Below are 4,407 nucleotides of genomic sequence, written 5' to 3'. Positions count from 1 at the left end.
CAAAATCGTATTTCTGCATTTTTTGATAAAGATGTGGTCGTGTACCAGTCGCAGCAATCTTATATGGCGATGGCGCGGGGCGGATTGTACGGGGAAGGTGTTGCCAAGAGCCGGCAAAGGAGATTTTTACCTGAACCTCAAAAAGACTTCATTTTTGCTGTGACTGTTGAAGAATACGGCACAGTGGGCGGGACTATCCTGATCATTTTTTATCTCATTTTACTCTACCGCGGACTTAAAGCAATTGAAGCCACAAAGCGCCCGTTTGGTGGACTGCTTTCGGCCGGACTTACATTCATTGTAGTCAGCCAGGCATTTTCGGCAATGGCGGTGACAGTGGGCCTGGTGCCGGTTACCGGACAAACGCTGCCATTTTTCAGTCAGGGAGGAACGTCGCTGCTGTTTACAGGAATGGCAATGGGAATGATCCTGAGCGTAAGCCGTGGTGAAATACTCGAAGAGAAACGGATCTAGTATGTCGAAAAGAGTGATTATAAGCGGTGGCGGCACGGGAGGACATATTTATCCTGCTATTGCAATAGCCGACGCGTTGCGCCGGAAAGATCCGGATCTGGAAGTGCTTTTTGTAGGTGCTTTGGGTAAAATGGAAATGGAAAAGGTGCCCCGGGCCGGGTACGAAATTGTAGGGTTACCTATTGCGGGGATTAAGCGGGAAGTTTCTCTTGACAATCTTGCATTGCCATTTAAGCTGATCAAGAGTTTAAATAAGGCAAAATCGGTTATCCGGGACTTCAAGCCGGATGTAGCTGTGGGCGTAGGTGGATTTGCGAGTGGGCCATTGTTAATGATGGCTTCTTTTCAGGGAATCCCTACATTGATTCAGGAACAGAATTCCTATGCCGGGATTACGAATAAGCTGCTCGCAAAAAAGGCGTCAAAAATCTGCGTCGCTTATCCGGGAATGGAAGGATTTTTTCCGAAAGAGAAAATCGTGATGCTTGGTAATCCTGTCAGGAGTGATATTGTCGACGTTTCTTTAAAGAAACGGGAGGCCTTTGTCGAGTTCGGGCTTGATCCTGAAAGAAAGACCCTTTTTGTTATGGGAGGAAGTCTTGGCGCTAGGTCCATTAACGAGAGTATTGCGGCAGGACTTTCCGAATTTCTGGCGCAAGGCTATCAGGTGTTGTGGCAAACAGGAAGAAATTACATTGACACAGCAAAAGCATTGATCGCAGGTTTAAACACGCATTTGATCAAAGCTTTTGACTTTATTTATACAATGGACCTTGCGTACGCAATTGCCGACGTGGTAGTTTCAAGAGCAGGCGCGCTTTCAGTTTCAGAATTGTGCCTGGCTGCGAAGCCTTCCATTCTGGTACCATTTCCGGCCGCATCGGAAGATCATCAGACCAAGAATGCATTGGCGCTGGTTGAAAAAGATGCTGCTTTGCTGGTGAAAGACTCCAGTGCAAAAGTCGAACTGGTACCTCAGGCACTGGCTCTGATGAATGATTTTGCGCAGCAGGAAATCCTGAAAACGAATATCCACAAGCTTGCCAGGCCGACAGCCGCGGATGATATTGCAGCAGAAGTTTTGAAATTAATAAGATCATAACCGTTTGTCCTTTAATAGAATGTCATCATCAATGACCGATTGGCAGTATATTTATTTTGTCGGAATTGGCGGAATAGGAATGAGTGCGCTGGCACGCTGGTTTAAGGCAAATGGCTTTGAGGTTGCAGGTTACGATAAAACCAGGACTACGCTGGTTGAGAAATTGGAAGAAGAAGGAATTGCCATCACGTTGGAGGACTCCATTGATACCATTCCTGCGTCCTTTCTTGATGATTCCGAAAAAACGCTCATTATCTACACACCCGCCGTACCTGTGCAGCACCAGCAAATGCTGTATTTCCGGGACCATAATTTTCTAATCCTCAAACGGTCGCAGGTACTTGGCATTCTCACTAAGAACCTTCGCACAATCGGTGTAGCAGGTACGCACGGAAAAACGACTACATCCTCCCTGGTGGCGCACATACTCCGGTATGCCGGTGTAAACAGCACTGCATTTCTGGGCGGCATTACGCAAAATTATAACACTAACCTGCTTCTGAATGAGCCGACGGATCATTTGGAGGAAGTTTTCTGCGTGGTCGAAGCGGATGAATTTGACCGTTCATTTTTGACATTATTCCCGGAGATTGCCATTGTTACTTCGACGGACGCGGATCACCTTGACATTTACGGGAAGCACGAGGCTGTTCTGGAATCGTTCAGGGAATATGTAAGTCAGATCGATGAGAATGGAGTGCTGTTCATGCGGACGGGACTTGAACTTTCCGGAAGTACCAAAGCAGAAGTATTATCCTATTCGCTTGATTCGGGCGTTTTCCATTCCAGGAATATCACGATCCGGAATGGAAGATTCGTGTTCGACTTCGTTTATCCTGACGGGGTAATTGAAGGCATTGCAATGAAAATTCCGGGTTATCATAACATTGAAAACTCCATTGCGGCAAGTGCGGTTGCATTGCACATCGGCGTGGCGCCAGATCAGATCAAAGCTGCGCTTGAAACTTACGGCGGTGTAAAGCGGCGATTTGAATACCAGTTAGAGGAGGGTGGAAAGATATATATAGACGATTATGCCCACCATCCGACAGAGATCGAGGCATTTCTTTCGTCGGTAAAAGGATTATATCCCGGCCGTCATGTTACTGCGATTTTTCAGCCGCACCTTTTCAGCCGGACCAGGGATTTTGTAGATGGTTTTGCAGAAAGCCTGTCGCTCGCTGACCGTTTACTGCTGCTTGATATTTATCCGGCAAGAGAGTTGCCGATAGCGGGTGTTAACTCAGAAATGATCCTGGAAAAAGTAACATCTGCAGACAAACAGCTGGTCTCTAAATATAAAGTACTTAGCATTTTACGTGATTTAGATACGGATATTGTGGTTACAATTGGTGCCGGAGACATTGATACTTTGGTGGATCCGATACGTAACCAGCTCAAAAATCCCTTTGCGAATAATTCATAAAAGCATTGTTAATATTACTGAGATGTTACGTAAATTTGACTATTCATGGCTTTTGTTGAAACGTAGTTTGTGGCTTCTTCTGCCTATTGCCGGAATTGGTATGGCAGAAAGCAGGCTGAGTCAACAGCGTTGTACCAACCTGACCATTTCCATTCAGGGAGATTCAGGAACACGTTTTCTCGATCAAATGGATGTCCGAATGTTACTTACCGAAAATGGGGGAGATCCTCTGTTGGGCAACAAGTTAAGTGACGTGGCATTGAATGATCTTGAGAATCGGGTGAAGCGGAACAAGTTGATCAAGAAGTGCCAGGTATTTCGTGACCTTAGGGGTAATATAGTTGTTGAAGTAGAACAAGAGAAGCCGTTAGCGCGCTGGATTAATACTTCTGAAAATGGAGAAACGCGGAATACGTCGGGATACTATATTAGCGATGAGGGCGTTTTTTTTCCTCTATCAGAAAGTTATTCAGCAAGAACGTTATTGGTTTCGGGCTCATTTTTCAATGATGCTAAAAAGTTACAGACCGCAAAAGGGGCTTCTGTAATGGATTTATTGCATTTTTTGAATTCTGATCCTTTCTGGAAAGCGCAGGTTACGCAGCTGGACGCAGATAACGATGGCGAGATCAGCCTGATGACCGTAGTTGGTGATCAGCAAATTGAACTCGGAAGCGCCGAGGATTATCAGTCGAAATTCAGAAAGCTCAGGATATTTTACGATAAAGTACTGAGTCAGGATTGGAGCAGGTATAAAAAAATTAGTGTTAAGTTTCAAGATCAAATAGTTTGTGAATAATAATTCACCTTTAGCATGGCACACGAGAAAATTGTAGTTGGAGTCGATATTGGAAGTACTAAAATAGCCGTGATCGCTGCGCAGGGAAGTTCTTCAGGTTCACGCCAGAGCAACATAGAAATCCTGGGTTTTAGTGAAGTTCCAGTGCCTGCAGGAGCAGTTGTTAACGGATCAGTAGAAAATATAAAACAGGTTGGCGGAGCTATCAGAGAAGCTTTACAGGAAGCATCGCTGCGCTCAGACCTGGATATTGGTATTGTGAATGTCAGCTTCAGCGGAACCCACGTGAAAGTGAGTTCTCATAGCGACGGGGTGATCAGACCGTCTGCATCTTCAGGTGAAGAAGTAACCCAGCGCGATGTTGACCAGCTGGTGGACGATATGTACCGCGCCAAGATCGAGCCTAATTACGATGTTCTGCATGTACTGCCAATGGATTTCATGGTAGATAATTCGATTGGCGTGAAAGAGCCCGTTGGCCGGACTGGTATCAAGCTTGGCGGTAACTTCCTGATTGTTTCAGCCAATAACCAATCTATTCAGCGGACAAAGAAAAGCCTTGCCGACGCAGACCAGAATTTAAGATGTGATAAAATGGTACTGGGG

Annotated in this window: 4 protein-coding genes and 1 pseudogene; all 5 read left to right on the top strand. The window is 45.6% G+C overall.

Annotated elements, in window-relative coordinates; all coding sequences use genetic code 11:
- A partial coding sequence (locus ACTIE6_RS15470; RefSeq protein ID WP_439557495.1) for an FtsW/RodA/SpoVE family cell cycle protein occupies positions 1-474 on the top strand: 474 nt, incomplete at its 5' end.
- Between the two features lies 1 nt (position 475).
- Positions 476-1,576: an undecaprenyldiphospho-muramoylpentapeptide beta-N-acetylglucosaminyltransferase gene (murG, locus tag ACTIE6_RS15465; protein ID WP_439557494.1), complete on the top strand. Its 1,101-nt coding sequence runs from the start codon at positions 476-478 to the stop codon at positions 1,574-1,576.
- A gap of 31 nt (positions 1,577-1,607) precedes the next feature.
- On the top strand, positions 1,608-3,002 hold the full coding sequence (murC, locus tag ACTIE6_RS15460) for a UDP-N-acetylmuramate--L-alanine ligase (RefSeq protein WP_439557493.1): 1,395 nt from the start codon (positions 1,608-1,610) through the stop codon (positions 3,000-3,002).
- A 22-nt stretch (positions 3,003-3,024) separates the two neighbouring features.
- Positions 3,025-3,801 carry a cell division protein FtsQ/DivIB gene (locus ACTIE6_RS15455; protein WP_439557492.1) on the top strand — a complete coding sequence of 259 codons (777 nt, stop codon included), beginning with the start codon at positions 3,025-3,027 and terminating at the stop codon, positions 3,799-3,801.
- A 15-nt stretch (positions 3,802-3,816) separates the two neighbouring features.
- Positions 3,817-4,407 (top strand): annotated as a pseudogene (locus ACTIE6_RS15450) (cell division protein FtsA); the annotation flags it as partial.

It is taken from the genome of Dyadobacter sp. (assembly GCF_051859145.1).
Classification (GTDB): Bacteria; Bacteroidota; Bacteroidia; order Cytophagales; family Spirosomataceae; genus Dyadobacter.
This window is presented reverse-complemented; position numbering and strand designations above follow the sequence as displayed.

Coding starts and splice junctions, on each gene's coding strand:
- ACTIE6_RS15455 (WP_439557492.1), top strand. CDS start 3,025: ATGTTACGTAAATTTGACTATTCATGGCTTTTGTTGAAACGTAGTTTG.
- murG (WP_439557494.1), top strand. CDS start 476: ATGTCGAAAAGAGTGATTATAAGCGGTGGCGGCACGGGAGGACATATT.
- murC (WP_439557493.1), top strand. CDS start 1,608: ATGACCGATTGGCAGTATATTTATTTTGTCGGAATTGGCGGAATAGGA.